At 64.6% G+C, this 17,814-nt stretch carries 16 protein-coding genes and 1 other RNA gene; 11 read left to right on the forward strand and 6 right to left on the reverse strand.

The window, feature by feature from the left end; all coding sequences use genetic code 11:
• Positions 1 to 52 precede the first annotated feature (52 nt).
• Positions 53 to 2,179 carry a malate synthase G gene (locus tag AQZ50_RS02295; protein WP_067741915.1) on the reverse strand — a complete coding sequence of 709 codons (2,127 nt, stop codon included), beginning with the start codon at positions 2,177 to 2,179 and terminating at the stop codon, positions 53 to 55.
• 182 nt (positions 2,180 to 2,361) lie between these two features.
• Between AQZ50_RS02295 and AQZ50_RS02300 the strand changes: the two genes are divergently transcribed.
• The 4 genes from AQZ50_RS02300 to AQZ50_RS02315 all read left to right on the forward strand — a co-directional run bounded on the left by AQZ50_RS02300 (position 2,362) and on the right by AQZ50_RS02315 (position 6,290).
• Complete coding sequence (locus tag AQZ50_RS02300; RefSeq protein ID WP_067741918.1) at positions 2,362 to 3,597, forward strand: hydrolase; 1,236 nt, start codon at positions 2,362 to 2,364, stop codon at positions 3,595 to 3,597.
• Entirely contained in the window at positions 3,597 to 4,637 is a 1,041-nt protein-coding gene (locus AQZ50_RS02305; RefSeq protein ID WP_067742429.1) for an arginine N-succinyltransferase, read from the forward strand. Before AQZ50_RS02300 ends, AQZ50_RS02305 begins: the two co-directional genes overlap by 1 nt.
• Positions 4,638 to 4,646: 9 nt before the next feature.
• A complete protein-coding gene (locus AQZ50_RS02310) occupies positions 4,647 to 5,906 on the forward strand; it encodes an N-succinylarginine dihydrolase (protein ID WP_067741921.1) in 1,260 nt (419 codons plus the stop codon).
• Positions 5,907 to 6,047: 141 nt separating this feature from the next.
• Positions 6,048 to 6,290, forward strand: a complete 243-nt coding sequence (locus AQZ50_RS02315; protein WP_067742437.1) for a hypothetical protein — start codon at positions 6,048 to 6,050, stop codon at positions 6,288 to 6,290.
• Between the two features lie 6 nt (positions 6,291 to 6,296).
• Here the strand turns inward: AQZ50_RS02315 and AQZ50_RS02320 are convergent, their stop codons facing one another.
• The 3 genes from AQZ50_RS02320 to mscL form a co-directional block, all read right to left on the reverse strand.
• On the reverse strand, positions 6,297 to 7,043 hold the full coding sequence (locus AQZ50_RS02320) for a glycosyltransferase family 2 protein (RefSeq protein WP_067741925.1): 747 nt from the start codon (positions 7,041 to 7,043) through the stop codon (positions 6,297 to 6,299).
• A gap of 159 nt (positions 7,044 to 7,202) precedes the next feature.
• Positions 7,203 to 7,606, reverse strand: a transfer-messenger RNA (tmRNA) gene (ssrA, locus tag AQZ50_RS02325).
• 54 nt (positions 7,607 to 7,660) lie between these two features.
• Complete coding sequence (gene mscL / locus AQZ50_RS02330; protein WP_067741928.1) at positions 7,661 to 8,107, reverse strand: large conductance mechanosensitive channel protein MscL; 447 nt, start codon at positions 8,105 to 8,107, stop codon at positions 7,661 to 7,663.
• Positions 8,108 to 8,292: 185 nt separating this feature from the next.
• Here mscL and AQZ50_RS02335 point away from each other — a divergent pair, with 185 nt between their 5' ends.
• From AQZ50_RS02335 to AQZ50_RS02360, 6 genes are all read left to right on the forward strand, one after another.
• A complete protein-coding gene (locus tag AQZ50_RS02335; protein WP_067741930.1) occupies positions 8,293 to 8,928 on the forward strand; it encodes a LemA family protein in 636 nt (211 codons plus the stop codon).
• Between the two features lie 26 nt (positions 8,929 to 8,954).
• Entirely contained in the window at positions 8,955 to 9,770 is an 816-nt protein-coding gene (locus tag AQZ50_RS02340; RefSeq protein ID WP_197412355.1) for a TPM domain-containing protein, read from the forward strand.
• A gap of 11 nt (positions 9,771 to 9,781) precedes the next feature.
• Complete coding sequence (locus tag AQZ50_RS02345) at positions 9,782 to 10,462, forward strand: TPM domain-containing protein (RefSeq protein WP_067741933.1); 681 nt, start codon at positions 9,782 to 9,784, stop codon at positions 10,460 to 10,462.
• A 13-nt stretch (positions 10,463 to 10,475) separates the two neighbouring features.
• The gene (locus tag AQZ50_RS02350; protein WP_067741936.1) at positions 10,476 to 11,018 is read left to right on the forward strand and encodes an NUDIX hydrolase; all 543 of its coding nucleotides are present in this window, start codon (positions 10,476 to 10,478) and stop codon (positions 11,016 to 11,018) included.
• 31 nt (positions 11,019 to 11,049) lie between these two features.
• Positions 11,050 to 11,832 carry an SDR family oxidoreductase gene (locus AQZ50_RS02355; protein WP_067741939.1) on the forward strand — a complete coding sequence of 261 codons (783 nt, stop codon included), beginning with the start codon at positions 11,050 to 11,052 and terminating at the stop codon, positions 11,830 to 11,832.
• A gap of 112 nt (positions 11,833 to 11,944) precedes the next feature.
• Positions 11,945 to 13,789, forward strand: a complete 1,845-nt coding sequence (locus AQZ50_RS02360; RefSeq protein ID WP_067742441.1) for an aspartyl protease family protein — start codon at positions 11,945 to 11,947, stop codon at positions 13,787 to 13,789.
• On the opposite strand, the gene AQZ50_RS02365 is transcribed toward AQZ50_RS02360, so the two are convergent.
• Complete coding sequence (locus tag AQZ50_RS02365; RefSeq protein ID WP_067741942.1) at positions 13,783 to 14,895, reverse strand: S-(hydroxymethyl)glutathione dehydrogenase/class III alcohol dehydrogenase; 1,113 nt, start codon at positions 14,893 to 14,895, stop codon at positions 13,783 to 13,785. The genes AQZ50_RS02360 and AQZ50_RS02365 overlap by 7 nt on opposite strands.
• A gap of 141 nt (positions 14,896 to 15,036) precedes the next feature.
• On the opposite strand from AQZ50_RS02365, the gene AQZ50_RS02370 reads away from it, so the two are divergent.
• Positions 15,037 to 15,492 carry a VOC family protein gene (locus AQZ50_RS02370; RefSeq protein WP_231730068.1) on the forward strand — a complete coding sequence of 152 codons (456 nt, stop codon included), beginning with the start codon at positions 15,037 to 15,039 and terminating at the stop codon, positions 15,490 to 15,492.
• Between the two features lie 35 nt (positions 15,493 to 15,527).
• Here AQZ50_RS02370 and AQZ50_RS02375 read toward each other — a convergent pair whose 3' ends face one another.
• Complete coding sequence (locus AQZ50_RS02375) at positions 15,528 to 17,666, reverse strand: PQQ-dependent dehydrogenase, methanol/ethanol family (protein ID WP_082703355.1); 2,139 nt, start codon at positions 17,664 to 17,666, stop codon at positions 15,528 to 15,530.
• Between the last annotated feature and the right edge of the window lie 148 nt (positions 17,667 to 17,814).

Genomic DNA, 17,814 nt, shown 5'->3' on the forward strand with positions numbered 1-17,814 from the left:
GACGACCCCCGCTCAATCGGCCCCGCCCCATCGGCCCCGCCCCTTCGAATGTTCAGGCCGGTTCGGCCACTTTGGCCGCCGCCTTCTTCTTGCGGCGCCAGGCGTGGAGCAGCGGCTCGGTATAACCGCTGGGCTGTTCGACGCCCTTGAACACGAGATCGCTGGCCGCGCGGAAGGCAAAGCTGGTGTCCCAGTTGCCTGCCATCGGTTCATAAAGCGGGTCACCGGCATTCTGCGCATCGACTTTGGCGGCCATGCGGTGAAGGCTTTCGATCACCTGCGCTTCGGTGACGACCCCGTGGAGCAGCCAGTTGGCGATATGCTGGCTGGAAATGCGCAAAGTCGCGCGATCTTCCATCAGCCCGACGTCGTTGATGTCGGGCACTTTGGAACAGCCGATGCCCTGATCGATCCAGCGCACGACATAGCCGAGCAGGCCTTGCGCATTGTTGTCGAGCTCTTCGGTGATCTCTTGCGCCGACCAGTTGACCCCTTGCGCCAAGGGCACGGTCAGCAAGGCGTCGAGCGAAGGGATACCGGCGGCGGCGATCGCGGGGCGCAAGCCAAAGACATCGACCTGATGATAATGCGTCGCGTGAAGCGTGGCGGCAGTGGGCGACGGCACCCAGGCAGTGTTGGCGCCGGTTTTCGGATGGCCGATCTTTTGCGCCAGCATGTCGCGCATCATGTCGGGCGCGGCCCACATGCCCTTGCCGATCTGCGCCCGCCCGTCGAGCCCATGGGCAAGGCCGATCGCGACATTGCGCGCTTCATAGGCGGCGATCCAGGTCGAAGCCTTGATCGCGCCCTTGCGGATGACCGGGCCCGCCTGCATCGCGGTGTGGATTTCATCGCCGGTACGGTCGAGAAAGCCGGTGTTGATAAACACCACGCGGTCGCTGACCGCCTTGATGCACGCGGCAAGATTGGCCGAGGTGCGGCGCTCTTCGTCCATCACCCCGACCTTGAGCGTAAAGCGCGGCAGGCCGAGCAGATCTTCGACGCCCGCAAACAGGTCGTTGGTAAAGGCGGCTTCGTCGGGCCCGTGCATCTTGGGCTTGACGATATAGACCGATCCTTCGCGGCTGTTGCGGAACGGGCCGAGTCCACGAATGTCGAACAGCGCGATCGTGCTGGTCATGACGGCATCGAGAATGCCTTCGGGAATTTCGCTGCCGTCGGCGAGCAGAATCGCCGGATTGGTCATCAGATGGCCGACATTGCGCACAAACAGCAGGCTGCGCCCCGGCAGGGCAAACGCCGCGCCATCGGGCGAAGTCCATTCCCGGTCCCCATCTAGCGCGCGGGTCAGCGTGCGCCCGCCCTTCTGGAAATGCGCCACGAGATCGCCGCGCATCAGCCCGAGCCAGTTGCGATAGGCCAGGATCTTGTCTTCCGCATCGACGGCAGCGACCGAATCTTCCAGATCGACAATCGTGGTCAGCGCGGCTTCGAGAATGACATCGGCGATCCCCGCCTTGTCGGTCACGCCGACCGGGCTGGAGCGGTCGATCACCACTTCGACATGCAGCCCGTTATGACGGAACAGCAAGGCGCCCGGCTTTTGCCCGACGAACTGCGCCGGATCGGCCAGCGCAGGCACGCCCTCACCATCCCAATCGCTCCACGAGCCCGCAGCCAGCGGCAGCGCCTGATCGAGAAAGGCGCGCGCGGCGACGATCACCGCCGCCCCGCGCACCGGATCATAGCCGCCGGGCCGGGCCGGTTCGGCATCGAGCGCGTCGGTGCCGTAATAGGCATCATAGAGGCTGCCCCAGCGCGCATTGGCGGCATTGAGCAAAAAGCGGTCGTTGAGCACGGGCACGACCAGCTGCGGCCCGGCCATCGTCGCGATTTCCGCATCGACGTTGACCGTCGAAATGGCAAACGGCGCGGGCTCCGGCACGAGATAGCCGATCTCGGTAAGGAACGCGCGATATTCGCCCGCATCGATCGGCTGCCCCTTGCGCGCACGATACCAGGCATCGATCGCGGCCTGCAACGCGTCACGCCGGGCCAGCAGCGCGCGGTTTACCGGCACGAAGCGATCGGTCAGCGCGGCGAAACCGGCCCAGAAGCCGGTCGCGTCAATCCCCAGCGGGGCCAGAACATCGCTTTCGACAAAGGAGGCCAGCGCAGCATCGACTTGAAGGCCGGAGCGGGCGACGCGTTCGTTCATTGCTTGCATTCCCATAGACTTGCGAGACAGTATGTGGCGCTGCCGCTATGGGCAACACCGGGCATGAATCGGCAGTCCTGGGGAGGAACGCCGGTCCCCTATGCCGCCTTTGGCCCGGTTTGGCAATTGCCTGAAGGGCGCTGGGGTTCACCTTCCTTGCCCGCTGCGCTAGACCCCATCGGATGAGCGAGCTTTCCCCCGCCGAACGCGATCTGATCGCCCGGATCGATCCCGCGCCGATGCTGGATCAGGTTCTGGCGTGGAGCGCGATCAACACCGGCACGCGCAATCTTGCCGGGCTCGCGCGGCAGGCGGCGGCGCTGGCCGATGCCTTTGCCGGGCTGCCGGGCGACATCACGCTCGAAGACGCCGGTCCGGTCGAGGCGGTGGCGCCCGACGGGCGCCCGATCGTCCTTGCGCATGGCCGCTCTCTCGTGTTGCGCGTGCGGCCCCAGGCGAACCGGCGATTTCTGCTGACCGGGCACATGGATACGGTGTTTGCCGAGGACCATCCGTTTCAGACAGCGCGCTGGCTGGATGAGCAGACGCTCAATGGGCCGGGCGTGGCCGACATGAAGGGCGGGCTCGCGGTCATCCTCGCCGCGCTGACCGCGTTCGAGACTGGCCCGGTGGGGGCTGGCCCGGTGGCGGCTGGCCCGGCGGCGGCGGGCGTGGGCTATGACGTGCTGATCAACGCCGACGAGGAAACCGGCAGCCTGTCATCCGCGCCGCTGATCGCGCGGCTCGCGGGCGGCAAGGCGGCGGCGCTCACGTTCGAACCCTCGGCGCGGCCCGACGGGACATTGGCCGGAGCGCGGGCGGGCAGCGGCAATTACAGCGTGGTGATCCATGGGAAATCGGCCCATGCCGGGCGCAATCCCGAAGACGGGCGCAACGCGATCGTCGCCGCCGCTGGCCTCGTGCTCGCGCTCGCAGAGCTGGCCGGGCCGGACATCAGTGTAAACCCGGCGAAAATCGAGGGCGGATCGGCCAACAATGTCGTGCCCGATCTCGCCATCGTGCGCTTCAACATCCGCCCGCGCGCGCAAGATGCCGCCGCGCGCTTTGCCGCCGCCCTGCCCGAAGCGATCGCACGGATCGAGGCGCGCCACGGCGTCCACGCGCATGTCCACGGCGGCATTTCGCGCCCGCCCAAGCCGCTGAGCGAGGATGCCGAGCGCCTGCTTCATCTCGTGCGCGACTGCGGCGCGGCGCTGGGGCAGACAATCGGCTGGCAGGCGACCGGCGGCGTGTGCGACGGCAACAACATTGCCGCCTGTGGCGTGCCGGTGGTCGATACGATGGGCGTGCGCGGCGGCGCGATCCATTCGGCGGATGAATTCCTGATCGTGCCGTCGCTGGCCGAGCGGGCCCAGCTCGCAGCGCTTGTGCTGCATCGCCTTTCCGGGGGGGAATGATGACTTTTCGCATCCGCGCGGCCAAGCCCGGCGACTTGCAGCACCTTTACGACATGGCCAAGCTGACCGGCGGAGGCTTCACCAATCTGCCGCCCGACCGCAAGGCGCTGACCGCCAAGCTCGACCGCGCCGCCGCCGCTTATGGCAATCCGGAGGAAGGCAACGGGCGCGATGTGAAGGACGAGCTGTTCGTGCTCGTGCTCGAGGATGCGACGACCGGCGAAGTGCGCGGCACCGCCCAGATCTTTACCTGCGTCGGGCAGGAGACACCGTTCTATTCCTATCGCATCGCCACGCTGACCCAGCATTCAAAGGAACTGGGGCGCACGTTCCGCGCCGAATTGCTCAATCTGGTGACCGATCTCGAAGGGTCGAGCGAAGTCGGCGGGCTGTTCCTTCATCCCGGCGAGCGCGCGGGCGGCCTCGGGCTCTTGCTCGCGCGCAGCCGCTATCTGTTCATCGCCATGCATCGACAGCGCTTTGCCGACCGCATTCTGGCCGAATTGCGCGGGATCATCGACGAGCGCGGCGGATCGCCGTTCTGGGACGGCGTCGCCGGGCGCTTTTTTGGCATGAGCTTTCAGGAAGCCGACTATTTCAACGCGATCAACGGCCATCAGTTCATCGCCGACCTGATGCCCAAGCATCCGGTCTATGTCGCCATGCTGCCCGAAGGCGCGCGGCAAGTCATCGGCCTGCCCCATCCTACCGGACGCGCGGCGATGCGCATGCTGGAGGAAGAAGGCTTTGCCGCCGAAGGCTATGTCGACATCTTTGACGGCGGCCCGACGATGACCGCGCGCACCGACCGCGTGCGCTCGATCGCCGGAGCGAAAGCGGCCACGATTACCCACGTCCGCGCGCCCGAAAGCGATACCGGCCATTCCCGCGCGCTGATCGCGACCGGACGGTTGAGCGATTTTCGCTGCACGTATGGCGAAGTGGCGGCGGACGGCCCCGATGGACTGGTGCTCGATCCGGTCGCTGCGCAAGCGCTGGACGTCAGCGTCGGCGATACGGTCTGGCACGCGGCTCGATAAGGACGGCACATGGCACTGGTGGAAATCAATTTCGACGGCCTTGTCGGCCCGAGCCACAACTATGCCGGGCTCAGCCTCGGCAATCTCGCTTCGGCAAGCCATGGCGGCGATCCGTCCTACCCGCGCGCGGCGGCGCTGCAGGGGCTGGACAAGATGCGCCACAACCTGTCGCTCGGGCTGGTCCAGGGTTGGTTCGCGCCGCTGCCGCGCCCCAACCAGGGCTTTCTTGACTCGCTCGGGCTGACGCAGCCCGCCGATTCCGCCGAAATACGCCTGCGTGCCGCTGCATGGTCGGCCAGTTCGATGTGGACAGCCAATGCCGCCACCGTCTCGCCCGCGCCCGACACGGCCGACGGGCGCTGCCATCTGACTGCCGCCAATCTCGTGACGATGCCGCACCGGTCGCAGGAGTGGCCCGATACGGTGCGCCAATTGCGGCTGGCCTTTGCCGATGCGGCGCATTTCGCGGTCCACGATGCCGTCCCTGCCTGTTTCGGCGACGAAGGCGCGGCGAACCACATGCGCATGGCGCCGCGCCACGATGCGCCGGGCCTCGAACTGTTTGTCTATGGTCGCCCCGGCGGCCCCTTCCCCGCGCGCCAGCATGAACAGGCCGGCCGCGCCGTCGCCCGGCTCCACGGGCTCGATCCCGCGCGCGCCCTGTTTGTCGAACAGTCGGCGGAAGCGATTGCGGCGGGCGCGTTTCACAACGATGTCGTCGCCGTCGCCAACGAGCGCGTGCTGTTTACCCACGAACAGGCCTTTGCCGACCCCGACGGCACGTATGCCGCGATCCGCGCCGCCCTGCCCGAGGCCGAAATCGTGATCGTTCCGGCCAGCGCGGTCAGCCTGGCCGAAGCGATCAGATCCTATCTGTTCAATGCGCAATTGCTGACGCTGGGTGACGGTGCGATGGGCCTCGTCATTCCGACAGAGGCTTGGGAAATGCCCTCGGTGCGGGGCTGGCTCGATACCATGCTGGCGTCGAACGGGCCGATCCGGCGCGTGCTTCCGGTCGACGTGCGCCAATCGATGGCCAATGGCGGCGGGCCGGCCTGTTTGCGACTGCGCGTCGTGGCCGATCCGGCGACAGTCGATCCGCGCTTTCTGCTCGATGCGGCGCGGATCGATCTGCTGGCCGGCGTTGTCGCGCAAACATGGCCCGAACAGATCGATCCGGTCGACATCGGCCGGGCAAGTCTTGCCGAATCGGTGCGGACGGCAAGGGCAGCCTTGCTCGACACGGCGGGCTTGCGCGAACTGGCCTGATCGCCCTGCGCATTGGCCCGGCGCGTCGGGCCGGTTTACAGTTAACAAACCATTGCCGTGAACCAATCCGGCAAATCAGCCACTGGCACGATGCTTGCTGCACTGGCATGGTGGACGCCCATGCTTAACCGGACAACAAACATGATGCGAAAGATCGGTCGGCTGTTCATCATCAAGAACCGGATCGAGGCATTCGCGATCATCTATGCGCTCGCGCTGGGCGGGGCCGAACGCGGCAAGCACTATCTGGTCAGCTTTCCGGGGTTTGGCGGGCGCATGCTGTTTGTCGCGGCGATGGTCGCGGTGTTCATGGCCGGTGCCAAGATTCTCGATGCGCTGACCTATGAACGCAAGGAAACGCGCGACACCGGTCCAACCGCCTGATCGGCGTTAGCGCACGTCCTGATAATCGGAGTGCGACGGCTTGCCCCGGACCATGATCGAAAGATAGTTCACCAGATAGATCCCGGCGATCCGTGCAAAGCCCTGCTTCTTCATGCGGCGCCCCGAAGTCGGCATGACAAATTTTTGTGAAAACAACACTTTGCCGTGCTTTTTCGCGCGCTTGCCGATGTCGACATCTTCGCCATAGAATTCGATCGAGCTGTCGAAACCGCCCATCTTTTCCAGCACGGCGCGCACAATCGCGAAATTGCCGCCGACCATCATGTACCCGGTCAGCTTGTAAAGCGGGCGCGCCGCGACGAACCAGGCGGACGAAATCGCGTTCCTGATCCCGCTCAGGTCATAAAAGCTGTAGGGCCCGGACAGGCAGGCGAGATCCTCGCGCGTGCCGAATGCCTCGACGACCTGTTCGATCCATCCGGCAGGCGGACGCGTATCGGCGTCGACATAGGCAAGGATGTCGCCCGTGGCCGCCAGAAAGCCGCACTGGCGCGCGCGGGTGATCCCCTTGCGCGGCTCGAACACATACCGCACCGTCGGATAGCGCTCGACCACGGCCTTGGTGCCGTCGGTGCTGTTGTTGTCGACGACGATGATCTCTTTCGCCAGCCCCGCGACATTCTGCATCACCGCGTCGAGGCACGCAGGAAGGTAATCTTCCTCGTTATAGGCGGGGATGATGAGGCTGATGGTCGGTCTTGGCGTTCGGGGCATGCCGGTCTTGCTGATCATGGGGGCGCTCGTGCCGCAAGTTGGCGCTTCTCGCCAGAGCAGATTTGCATGAATCCGACGATTGTCACGGCTTTTGGGGCCAGACGAAGCCGCCTTTGCCCCCAAACCGGCTATCGCGCCGGACGAAGAGGCCTGCATCGCCCGGCTTCAAGCCTGTCAGGTGGGGCGTTTCTGTTGCCGGGTACGCCCCCAACCCCTGGAATCCCTTCTGTTGCCCGGTGGGTCCAACCGCGCTTGCGCCTTGTAAAATCTGGCCGTTAGGCCGTCAGATTACGCGGCGATTGCGAGTGCTTCGTTATCGTTGGCACTTGTGGGTTTTGAGCCTTGAACGGGTTACTCAGCCCGGGCAAAAGCAACGCTTTTCAACACACGTCGATCCTAGTTCGGCCCCGTCATCTGCTCCGCCATCGGCTCCACGAAAGAGCCTCCAACGGAAAAGGTGGTGGAGCCGCCGGGTACTGCCCCCGGGTCCGCTGCGCCTATTGCACGTCACACTTTATCACCATAGCCGGTACGAGACCGGCGCTGCCGATATAGGGCGCGCGCGCAAAAAAGAAAGGGGGCGGATCCCGCGAAGATCCCGCCCCCTTCATTTCCATTCAATATGGACGCAAAAATCAGGCTTTGGCTTTGAGCGCGTCGCGGATCTCGGTCAGCAGGTCGACTTCGCTCGGCCCCGACGGCGGCGCAGGCGGCGCGGCTTGTTCGGGCTTGGCCATCAGCTTTGCGGCAAAGTGGACCAGCAGAAAGATGACAAAGGCCATCAACAGGAAATTGATCACGTTGGTCAGGAACGCACCATAACCGAACAGCGCGACGCCCGCCGCCTTGAGCGCGGCATAGTCGGCCAGAGACCCTTTGTATGTTTCGGGAATCGCGCCCAAAATCACAAACTTGTTGGAAAAATTGATGCCCCCGGTGATCAGCCCGACCACCGGCATGATCAGGTCTTCGGTCAGCGAGGTCACAATCTTGCCGAATGCTGCGCCGATGATCACACCGACCGCCAGATCGAGCACGTTGCCCCGCGAAATGAAGGCTTTGAATTCGGTCAACAGTGCCATTTCGCACCCCACTCCATGGTTAAGGAGCCCTGCTTGCCACCGCGGCGCCCGCCTCGCAAGAGCGCTCGCCCCGACGAACAGCCGACCGGGATCGACCGGTATGCCTTGAACCGTCATGCATGTGCGCTATCTGTGGGCATGATAGCCCGGTTTGCACATCCCCGGGCAAGGGAAAGTCAACGCTCATGGCCGCTCGCCTGTTCAGCCGTATCGCCCGCTTTACACTCGTCATCGCCGCCGCCGCCTCGCTCGCGGGATGCGGGGTCAATTCGATCCCCACCGCGCAGGAAAACGCCAAGGCGAAATGGGCCGATGTGCAAAGCCAGTACCAGCGCCGATCCGACCTGATCCCCAATCTGGTCGCCACGGTAAAGGCCTATGCCAAGCAGGAACAGGACACGCTGACCAAAGTGACCGAGGCGCGCGCCAAGGCGACCTCGATCCAGATCAGCGCCGACGATGTTACCGATCCGGACAAGATTGCCAAGTTCCAGAAGGCGCAGGGCGAATTGTCGCAAGGGCTGGGCCGCCTGCTCGCCACGAGCGAGGCCTATCCCGAGCTCAAGTCCAACGAGAATTTCCTCGCACTGCAAAGCCAGCTTGAAGGCACCGAAAACCGCATCGCGGTGGCGCGCCGCGATTACAACGAGGCCGTGCGCGAATACAACGTAACGATCCGCACTTTCCCGGCGGTCATCGCGGCCAACGTGATCTATGGCGCCAAGCCGATGGTGCCGTTCGCTGCGGCCGAAGGCGCCCAGACCGCGCCGACAGTCAGCTTTGACACCCCGGCGCCTGCGGCAAAGAAGGGCGCGAACTGATCGGCGGCGCGGAAGGCACGCGCGCCATGCCCCGGTTTATCGCCCCCCGGTTTATCGCCCAGCTCGTCGCGGGGCTGATCGCCCTGGCGGCAGCGTTTGCCCTGTCCCTCGCCCCGGCCTCGGCGCAGAATTTTCCCGCGCTGGCCGGGCGCGTGGTCGATGATGCCCATATCCTTCAGCCCGGCGATGTCGCCACGCTCGATACCAAGCTCGCCGCGCTCGAAACCCAGTCGCAGCGCCAGATCGTCGTCGCCACCGTGTCCGATCTCGGCGGCGATGACATCGACGATTATGCCAACAGGCTGTTCCGCGCCTGGGGCATCGGCAACAAGCAGCGCAACGACGGCCTGCTGCTGGTTATCGCGCCCCACGAACACAAAGTCCGCATCGAAGTCGGCTATGGCCTCGAAGGGATTGTCACCGACGCGCTGTCGAGCGTGATCATCCGCCATGACCTGACCCCCCGCTTCAAGGCGGGCGACTATGCGGGCGGGATCAATGCCGCAGTCGACGAACTGATCACCCAGTTGCGGCTGCCCGACGATCAGGCGCGCGCCGTCGCGGCCAAGGCCAAAGCGCAGGACGCGCGCGAAGCGGCGCCGCATTTCGATGGCGGCACGGTCGTGTTCCTGATCATTTTCGGCGTGTTCTTCGTCCTGCCGTTCCTGCGCATGCTGGGCGGCGGCGGACGGCGCTATGGCGGCGGCGTGTGGATTTTCCCCGGTGGCGGATTTGGCGGGGGCGGATTTGGCGGCGGCGGCGATTGGGGCGGCGGCGGTGGCGGCGGATTTTCCGGCGGCGGCGGCAGCTCCGGCGGCGGCGGCGCCTCGGGCGGCTGGTAGGGGATCAGGGCATGGATACCACGATTCTCTCCCCCGCCGATCGCGACGCGATCGCGGCAGCCGTCGGCGCAGCGGAAGCGCGTGCCAATGGCGAAATCGTTACCGTGATCGCCCATTCTTCCGACAGCTATGCCGATGTCGCGCTGGCGTGGTCGGCGGGCATTGCCGGGCTGGCGCTGCTGACGATCACGCTTGCCTCCGGGTTCTATCTCGGGCTGATCGATCGCCTGCTCGGGCTTTGGGCGCATGACTGGACCGCGCGCGAAATCCTCGAATTCGCGCTGTTTGTCGGCAGCGTGAAATTCGCGGGCATGTGGGTGATCCTCTTGTGGCGGCGCCTGCGCCTCTGGCTCACGCCGGGCAGGATAAAGGCGGCGCGCGTCCGGGCCCGTGCGGTCGCGGCGTTCCGGCTCGCCGCGCAAGGGCGCACGCAAGGATCGACCGGCGTCGTCATCTACCTGTCGATGGCCGAGCGTCGCGCCGAAATTTTTGCCGATGCGGCGATCGCGGCGAAAGTCGCGCCCGAAATCTGGGGCGATGCGATGCATGCCATGCTTGCCGAAATCCGCCATGGCCGCGTCGCCGAGGGCATGGTTGCAGGCGTTGCGCATGTCGGGCAGGTGCTGGCCGCGCACTTCCCGCGCGAATCGCGCGGCCCGAACGAATTGCCCGACGGCCCGATCGAATTGTGAGCAAGAATCCCGCATGAGCCTCGAAGACGAATATGCGCAAGCCGAGGAACTGCGCTGGCAGGGCCGCTTCATCGCCGCAAAGACGCGCGGCCGCTGGGAATATGTCAGCCGCACGCGCAATATTCGCGCGGCGGTGATCCTGGCCACCGATGATGGCCATGTCATCCTGGTCGAACAGTTCCGCGTGCCGCTTGGCCGCCGCACGATCGAATTGCCCGCAGGGCTCGTCGGCGATCACGAAGCAGACGCCGACGAAGACGCGCTGACCGCCGCCGCACGCGAACTCGAAGAGGAGACCGGCTATCGCGCCGGGCAAATCGAAACCCTTGGCGAATTTTATTCCTCGCCCGGCATGGTGACCGAGGCTTTCACGCTGTTTCATGCCACCGCGCTGGAAAAAGTCGGCGCGGGCGGCGGCGTCGGCGATGAAGACATTACCGTCCATCGCGTGGCCCTGACCGAGATCGACGCATTCCTCGCGGCAAAGCGCGGCGAAGGCTTGGGTATCGACACAAGAATGTTGCTGTTTCTCGGCCCCCGCCTCATAAGCGTTTAATCCAACGATTAAACAAGACGGAGAGGGTTTCATGACAGGCAGGGTTGCGGGGAAAAAGGCGCTGGTCACCGGCGCGGCGCAAGGCCTGGGCACGGCGCATGCCCACACGCTGGCTCGCGAAGGGGCCCGCGTGCTGCTGACCGACATCAATGCCGACAAAGTCGCCGCCCAAGCCGACGCCATCAATGCCGAATTTGGCGCGGGCACGGCCTTTGCGCTCGCCCACGATGTCACCAGCCCGGATGACTGGGACTGTGCGATCGCCTTTGCCGCAGAGCATCTGGGCGGGCTGTCGGTGCTGGTCAACAACGCGGGCGTCGGCGTGCGCGGCACGATCGAGACCTGTACGCTCGAAGAATGGCATCGCGGCTTTGCCATCAATGTCGACAGCGTGTTTCTCGGTTGCCAAAAGGCGCTGCCGCTGATGCGCGACAACCAGCCCGGCTCGATCGTCAATATCAGCTCGATCGCCGGCCTGATCGCGTCGGACACGATGCCCGGTTATAATGCCAGCAAGGCGGCGGTGTGGATGCTGTCGAAATCGGTCGCGCTCTATTGTGCGAAGCGCGGCTGGAACATCCGCTGCAATTCGGTCCACCCGACCTTTGTCGACACGCCGATCCTCGACGGCATCAGCGCCAATGCAGGAATCGAAAAAGACGTCGTGATGGGCAAGCTGGCGCGCCAGATTCCCCTGGGCCGTGTCGGCGCACCCCAAGAAATCGCCAACGGCGTACTCTATCTCGCCAGCGACGAATCCAGCTTCATGACCGGCGCAGAACTCAAGCTCGACGGCGGAATTTCGGCGATGTAACTGTTACATGACAGTCATTCCGGCGGACCATCGCCAAGAGATGCCGCCGGAATGGCACTTTATTGTTCGATTGCACTTGATCCGGGGAAATGGGACGGGCAGCTTCGACGCCATGAAGCTTGTCCTTGCCGCCACGGCGCTCCTCATCGGCTTGTCCCAACCCGTCTGGGCCGATGCAAGCAAATGCAAACTCGTCCAGTTCGTGAAACTGCCGGTGGTGATGGAAGGCGAACGGGCCACTATTCCGGTCTCGGTGAACGGCAAGGACACGCGCATCTGGCTCGACAGCGGGGCCTTTTTCAATTTCATGCCCAAGGCCAAGGCGGTGGAACTGGGCCTGAAAACCGAACCTTTGCCGCAGGGCTTTTACGTCACCGGGATCGGCGGCAGTTTTACGCCGGAATTGGCACGGGTGCGGGAATTCGGCCTTCTCGGCGTACAACTGCACAATATGGAATTCGTCGTCGGCGGCAGCGATATCGGCAATGCCTTTCTCGGCTCCAACCTGCTCGGCGTGTGGACCACGGAATTCGACCTCGCCAAAGGCGCGGTCAACTTGTTCAGGGAAACCGGCTGCAGCCGCACGAGCCTTGCCTATTGGGCGGCGGGCATGTCGGTGTTCGAGGCCCGCCTGCTCAGCGGGGAAACGGACAGGGATCATCACATTTATGTCGAAGTGAGCATCAACGGCCATCCGCTGCGCGCCATGCTCGATACCGGCGCGCCGCAGACGTCCATCGGCAGCCATGCGGCAGTGCGCGCCGGAATCGACCTGACCGCGCCGCAGGTGGTCAACTCGATGGCCATGGGCGGCGTCGGATCGCACTTGCGGCAAAGCTGGATCGTGCGCACGAAGACGATCGACATCGGGGGCGAACAAATCCAGCACAGCCCGATCCGCGTGATCGACGACCGCGCCGACGACAAGAGCGATGACATGCTGCTCGGCGTCGATTTCCTGATGGCGCATCACGTGCTGATCTCGCCCGCGCAGCACAAGATGTTTCTGACCTACAATGGCGGGCCGATCTTTTCCGTGAGCACCGAATCCGAAATCGGCCATATCGAAACCCGCGCGGAAAATATCAGCAGCGCGGGAAAAACCGCCGAGCCCACGACTGCCGACGAATTCGCGGGACGTGGTTCGGGTCGCCTGACCCGGGGCGATGCGACCGGCGCGATTGCCGACTTTTCCGCAGCGATCAAACTGGCCCCCGGCAATGCCGATTTCTGGGCCAACCGCGCAAAAGCTTATGCCCGGGGCGGCCATCCCGATCTGGCGGCGGGCGACATCGATGCCGCGCTGAAAATCCGGCCCACCGATCATCGGCTCCTGCTTCGCCGCGCGCGCATCCGGCTGGGCAAGGGCGACAAAGTCGGCGCGCTCGCCGATACCGATGCCGCCGCCGCAGCCACGCCCAAGGGCTCGCTCGCCATGGTCGATGTCGTGTCGCTGTACGAACGGCTGGGCAAGGCCGATCGCGGCCTCGCGCTGCTCGACCCGGTGCTGGACTTGCACCACGATGACAGCAGCTATGCCAATTTGCTCCACGAGCGCGCCTGGAACCGGGCGCTTGCCAATGCTGATCTCGATCGCGCGCTCAAGGATTGCAACGCAGCGCTCCGCAAGAGCGGCCCCAATCCGTCGATGCTCGACACCCGCGCGCTGATCCAGCTGCGGCGCAAGGACTATCCCGCCGCGATTGCCGATGCCGATGCCGCGCTCGCCAAGGCGCCCAAGGCCTCTTCGACGCTGTATTTGAGAGGGCTGGCCAAGCTCGCCGGCGCCGATGAAGCCGGGGCCAAAATCGATTTTGCCGCCGCCCGCACGATCACGCCGACCATCGACCAGTTCTACGCCGATTATGGTCTTGCCGCACCCGGCGCCCCGACCGTCGCCCCCGCCCAGCCGTCAAAGCCGGACGAGAGCGATAACGGCGAGGATGACGATCAGTAAACGATCACGCTGCGGATCGATTCGCCCGCGTGCATCAGGTCGAAGGCCTTGTTGATGTCTTCGAGACCCATGACGTGGGTGATCATCGGGTCGATCTCGATCTTGCCGTTCATGTACCAGTCGACGATCTTGGGGACGTCGGTACGGCCCTTGGCGCCGCCGAACGCGGTGCCGCGCCAGTTGCGCCCGGTGACGAGCTGGAACGGGCGCGTGCTGATTTCCTTGCCCGCTTCGGCAACGCCGATGATGATCGAGGTGCCCCAGCCGCGATGGCAAGCTTCGAGCGCGGTGCGCATGACTTCGGTGTTGCCGGTCGCATCGAACGTATAGTCCGCGCCGCCGTCGGTCAGTTCGATCACTTTCGCCACGGTTTCCTCGCGGCTCAAGCCCTTGGAATTGAGGAAATGGGTCATGCCGAACTTGCGGCCCCATTCCTCGCGATCGGGGTTCAGATCGACGCCGATGATCTTGCCCGCACCGGCCAGCCGCGCGCCCTGAATCACATTGAGGCCGATTCCGCCGAGGCCGAACACCACGACGTTTTCGCCGACCTGCACTTTGGCGGTATTGACCACCGCGCCCACGCCCGTCGTAACGCCGCAGCCGATGTAGCAGCTGGTCTTGAACGGCGCGTCTTCGCGGATCTTCGCCACGGCGATTTCGGGCAGCACGGTGAAGTTCGAAAAGGTCGAACAGCCCATGTAGTGAAAGATCGGCTGACCCTTGTAGGAAAAGCGCGTGGTGCCATCGGGCATCAGGCCCTTGCCCTGCGTCGCGCGGATCGCGGTGCACAAGTTGGTCTTGCCCGACAGGCAGCTTTTGCACTGGCGACATTCGGGGGTGTAAAGCGGGATAACATGATCGCCGGGGACGACGCTGGTCACGCCCGCGCCCACTTCGCGCACGATCCCGGCGCCTTCGTGGCCGAGAATGCTGGGAAAGATGCCTTCGGAATCAAACCCGTCGAGCGTGTAGGCATCGGTATGGCACACGCCGGTCGCCATAATTTCGACCAGGACTTCGCCCGCCCGGGGCCCTTCGAGATCGACTTCGACAATTTCCAGCGGCCTTTTGGCCTCGAACGCGACGGCGGCGCGGGTTTTCATGAAACGGTCTCCCCGGGGGCAATATTGAAACGCGAGACGCTGCATAAGACGCGCGCGACAGCGAGGCAATCACCACCGGCTTGCCCAGCCTTTTCTGATGGCCGCTTTTTGCCCTGCTTATTCTGCATAAGCCGATGACGCATGACAAACCGCGCCAAACAGGCGATGATCGGCCCCAAACAAGGGAGAGGCTCGATGCGCGTCAACCGGCTCGATCATGTCAACATCATCACCAGTCAGCTCGATCAGACCGCACAGTTCTATGCCGCGCTGCTCGGGCTCGAACGCCGCGATGCGCCGCCGCCGCTGACGCCCGATCAGGCGCAATGGATGCACGACGACAACGGCTTTGCCATCCTGCATCTCAATTCGGTCGATTGCCCGCGGAGCTTCGATCGCGCGGTCGAACCCGGCGCGGCGACCGGGGCGATCCACCATGTCGCGCTGGCCTGCACCGGGCTGGCCGACCTGATCGAGCGGATCGAAGCGATGGGCCTGATCCATCGGATCAACACCATCGCCGCGATCGGCCTGACCCAGGTATTCACCACCGACCCCAACGCTGTCCTGCTGGAGCTGAATTTCTTCGGCGACTGAAACGTCCTCCTCGCGAAGGAGGAGGACGCGGGCCTTCAGTTCTTCGCTTCGAGCGCCTTGTCTTCGTTGGCGCGGTGCACGAGGTAGGCGCGGATCGCTTCGGCATCGGCGGCATTGAGCGCCGATTTGAAGCTGACCATGCCCATCGTGTGCAACTGCCCGCCCAGCACGACCAGACGCAGCGCCTCAGCCGAGGCGATCACCCCCGAATGGCGCAAATCGGGGTTGAGATCGCCCGAAACCGCCGCATCGCCGTGGCACACGCTGCAATAGCGCGCATAGTTACCGGCCCCCGCCGCGATCTGTTGCGGCGTGCCGAACGGCGGCGGCGGATCGAGCACCATGCTCGCCGGCGCCGGGGCGGGCGCCAATTGTCCTCTGGCGCCCAGCTTGAACACCAGCAGGCGGCTGATATTGCGCCCCGCGCCACCCTTGTTGGCAAGCAATCCGGTAGCGATGTCCCACACCCCGCCCCAACCGGCGAGTACCGCAACATATTGCACGCCGCCGATCGAATACGCGATCGGCGCGGCAATCACCCCGGTCTGCGTCGGAAACGACCACAGTTTTTCGCCCTTGTCGGCGCTATAGGCGACAAACGATCCCCCGGCGTTGCCCTGAAACACGAGATTGCCCGCCGTAGAGAGCACCCCGCCGTTCCACGGGCTCGGCAGGTCGACGCGCCAGGCCTGCTTTTGCCCGGCGACATCCCATGCGATCAGCGCGCCGGTCGTGGCCGCCCGCGCCATCGCACGCACGCCGTTGTTGGCGGGCATCGCGGTCGTCGCGCCATCAAGCGCGGTCTGGAACCCGATCGCCGAAGGTTTCCAGTCCTTGGCCGCCATATAGGGAAAGGCGGCAATGTTGGCGGGGATGTAGAGATAGCCGGTAGCCGGGCTGTAGCTTTGCGGTTGCCAGCTATGGCCGCCGACCGCGCCGGGCGCGCTGATCCACGGTTTGCCGGTCTGTTCGTAGCGCGCGGCGGGATTGAGCGTGGGCCGACCGGTGACCGGATCGATCCCGCTGGTCCAATTGACCGGGACAAACGCCTTGGCCGAGAGGAACTTGCCGGTTTTCACATCGAACAGATAGACGTGCCCGTTCTTGGGCGCGTGGATCGCGACATGGTGCACGTGTCCCTCGATCAGGACATCGGCCACGGTGATCTGTGCGTCGGAATCGAAATCCCAGCGGTCTTCGGGGGTTTCCTGAAAATGCCAGACATAGGCGCCGGTGTCGGCGTTCACCGCGACGATCGACGAGGTATAGAGATTGTCGCCCTTGCGCCCCATCGGCCCCGGATTCCAGGGCTCGGCATTGCCCGTGCCAAACAGGATCAGATTGGTCTTCGGATCATAAGTGATCGAATCCCAGACCGTGCCGCCGCCGCCCATGGTCCACCAATCGCCCGCCCAGGTCTTGGCGGCAGCGGCCATAGCCTTGTTTTCGAAACCTTTCTTCGGATCGCCAGGAACGGTGTGAAATTTCCACACCAGCTTTCCGGTCTGCGCATCAAACGCGGCGAGATAGCCGCGCGCGCGGTATTCCGAGCCGCCTTCGCCGATCACCACGTGGCCCTTGACGATGCGCGGCGCGCCGGTGATCGTATAATCGCTCTGGTTGGGCACGGCGCGCACCGACCAGACCGGCTTGCCCGATCGGGCATTGAGCGCGATCAGCCGTCCGTCGAGCGCGCCCACATAGACTTTGTCGCCATAGAGCGCGACGCCGCGATTGACCGCATCGCAACAGGCGCGGACCAGGGTTTCACGCGGCACTTTGGGATCATAGGCCCACAGTTGCTTGCCCGTCGCGGCGTCATAGGCCTTGACCATCGACCAGGCGGTCGAAATGAAGATCACGCCGTCATGGACCAGCGGCGTTGCCTCCTGCCCGCGCGCGGTATCGAGATCGGCGGACCAGGCCAGCCCCATCCCGGCGACATTGCCCGCATTGATCGCGTCAAGCGGGGAAAAGCGCTGTTCGCCATAGTCACGCCCATAGCTCAGCCATTCGCCCGCAGGCGCTGCGGCAATGTCCGGGCCGGTTACCGCACCGGCCAGCGCGGCGCTCGCGCCCAATTGTGCGCCGATCAGCGCCAGCGCCGTCCCCGCAGCCAACGAAAGCCCGAACCGTCCACCCGAAAACAATCGACCGCTTGCAATGCCCTTCATCGCTTTTTCGCACCTCTCGCTCGCGCCGGGTTTGGCCCCGGTCGCATGATCCCAATGGTTATCTTCATAGCAATCCGACGCAGGCCGGTATACACGTTAATGGATTGATTAAACGCCCCCGTGCAGTTCGGCAAGAGGCGGCCCCCGA

The organism is Novosphingobium sp. Fuku2-ISO-50 (assembly GCF_001519055.1).
Lineage (GTDB): Bacteria > Pseudomonadota > Alphaproteobacteria > Sphingomonadales > Sphingomonadaceae > Novosphingobium.